Consider the following 2,431-nt stretch of genomic DNA (forward strand, 5'->3'; position numbering starts at 1 on the left):
CACGCAGCCAGGACTCAAGCACCTCCAGGTCACCCTCACGCACAACCAGTCCAGGAGCAGGTCTATTCGCCATACCCCCATCATCCTAAGCACCAACCACAAAACAACTAACGACACGCGACACTAGCGTGATGACTGCGACTGGGATGTGAGAACCGGTGCCAGATTGCTCTGTGGACTGACGGTGCCCATGCCCGTCTGTGGACACCGGCGTGCCGCCGCGCTGCGCCGTGCTTCCCAGCTGCGTCGAGCCGGGCACTTTTCGCTAACCCCTACAGAAATTCTGTTGGGCCACGCGAGAAAAGCCCGGCTCGGCGTGAGGAGGGACTAGCCGACGACGGCGAAGGTGACTCCGGTGAAATCCGGAATCCGAGGCACCTGCGGGTCTGCATCAGGAACGCCGTCGCCCACGAGGAGAACCTGGGCACCGGCCCGCTGGGCCGCGGTGTAGCCGGAGGCGGCGTCCTCCAGCACCAGGCAGGAGCCGATCGGCACCCCCAGGAGCTCGGCGGCCTTGAGATAGGCGTCGGGGTCGGGCTTGCCACGGGCGACGTCGTCGGCCGAGACGACGACGGCGGGAATGGGGACCCCGGCCTCCTCCATACGCACTCGCATGAGCTCGATCGGAGCCGAGGTGACCAGGGCCAGCGGGACTCCGGCGTCGATCAGCGCGGTCACCAGGGCGGCGGCGCCGGGGATCTCGGCCATTCGCCCGGCCGTGCGCACGATCTCCTCTCGGGCGAAGCGCTCGTGGATGGCATCGTGCTCCTCCGAGGCCAGGTCCGGCAGGAACCGGCGGATCGTGTCGATGCCGGTGCGGCCGGGGGAGTAGGCCATGATCTCATCGAAACGCTCACTCATGCCGTGGTCGCGGGCGAAGGAGCTCCACATCGACTCCACGACCGCCGAGGAGTCCACGAGCGTGCCGTCCATGTCGCACAGGACCGCCTCGGCCCGGGCCAGGAATGCTGGTTCCCCGTTGGAGCCATTCGACGATGACAGAAGCTGAACGGACACGGTGCCTCCTGGAGTGCTCTAGCCGAATGGCGGTGGTGCGTCTCAGTCTACTCTGAGCGCGTTCGGCAGAAGCAGGGGGAACCTACGACAGTTTCTTCGCGGCCTCATAGATGTCTCGAGTTCTTCCAGTGAAGTATTCGCTGTCGGTTTCGATGGCACCGTTCTTCTTGGTGTAGACGATGCAGTCGTCCATCGAAGTGCTTCTCTTGGATGATGACGCACACAGTTTTATCTTTGATATCTCCGGTTGCTTCATCGTGGAGGCCAGTACTGCTGCGGCGGCGTCGGTGTCCGGGCCGACGAGTGGGGATCCTCCCAGGCCTCCGACCGTGATTTCAGATTCAGGGTCATCTCCTTCAGCTCCTCCGAGCTGAAAAAAGATCAAGAGCTTGGAGCGGTCGGTCGGGCCAGGTGTTTGACTGATGCTCGTGATCACATCCTTGGCTGCGGAGTCTGGTGCGGTGGTGGTCGACGATGCGGTCGTAGTGACGCTCCAGTCATTGAGCGTGAAATGGTCCCAGGATTCTGTTCTAGATTTCTTGTCCGGGCTGGGGGATCGGGTGAATAGATTATCGGGAACTTTGTCGACGTCGCCGCGGTAGATTTCCAGCCTCCGTGAAGAGGTGCTGATCTCGTCCACATCTTCTCCGGCGTACTCGGCTGCGGTGTTCAGCATCTCACATTCTTGTGAAGGGTCTTTGTTCGTGCTGGCCGTGTTCGCGATGGGGGTTTCGTGGCTCTCAAGCGTCATTTTCGTTCCGCGATACTGCCATGTGAGGGTAAGGCTGGCGTGGTGGCTGCCGATGCGCTTCTTCTTGGGGAGCTCTTCATCTGCTTTCTGTGTCAGGGAGCATACGGCGTCTGGGCTCGTGTTCGAGGAAAGATTGATTGTGACGTCAGTGCTGCATTTATCCTTCCCGTCAAGAAAAGTGCAGTTCGAATGAGTCACATCGACCTTCTCAACACCGTCCTGCTTCAGGAGCCACGAGCGGATGATGCTGCCTCCGCCGTCGGAGCATGCGGAGAGCGGTAGCGCCGCCAGGGTGACGGCAATGACGGCAATGAGATGTGTTGCCGGCTGTTTTCCTTCTCGTGCGCGCGAGCTGCGCCTCAAGCGACCAAGGTAGCGGACGGGGGAGAGCTGCCTGAGCCTGTTCATGACAGGAGCGTACGGAGGCGCCCGGGTGAGAGGTATGGGTGTTGATCCCCGTCGTCGGCTCGGCGAGGCTGCGCCGCGGCAAAGGGCGTCCCCGCCCCCGCGCCGGCACCCTCCCGTCGCAACGCCATCTAGATGAGTAAGTCCAAGGGGTGGGTTAGTGGTCGTAGGGGGTCAGGGAGCGTAGGACAGGCGCGCTGGTGAGGCTGTTGTGCCAGATGGCGGCTGTCAGGGCCAGGATTCGTTGGGTGATGCGTG

General features: G+C 62.2%; 2 protein-coding genes. Both read right to left on the reverse strand.

The features are described from left to right. Positions 1-327: 327 nt before the first annotated feature. Positions 328-1,017 carry an HAD-IA family hydrolase gene (locus HCR68_RS13840; protein ID WP_167150435.1) on the reverse strand — a complete coding sequence of 230 codons (690 nt, stop codon included), beginning with the start codon at positions 1,015-1,017 and terminating at the stop codon, positions 328-330. 82 nt (positions 1,018-1,099) lie between these two features. Next, a complete protein-coding gene (locus tag HCR68_RS13845) occupies positions 1,100-2,176 on the reverse strand; it encodes a hypothetical protein (RefSeq protein ID WP_167150437.1) in 1,077 nt (358 codons plus the stop codon). Positions 2,177-2,431 lie beyond the last annotated feature (255 nt).

Origin of the sequence: Actinomyces sp. ZJ308, assembly GCF_011752065.1 — a bacterium.
Lineage (GTDB): Bacteria > Actinomycetota > Actinomycetes > Actinomycetales > Actinomycetaceae > Actinomyces.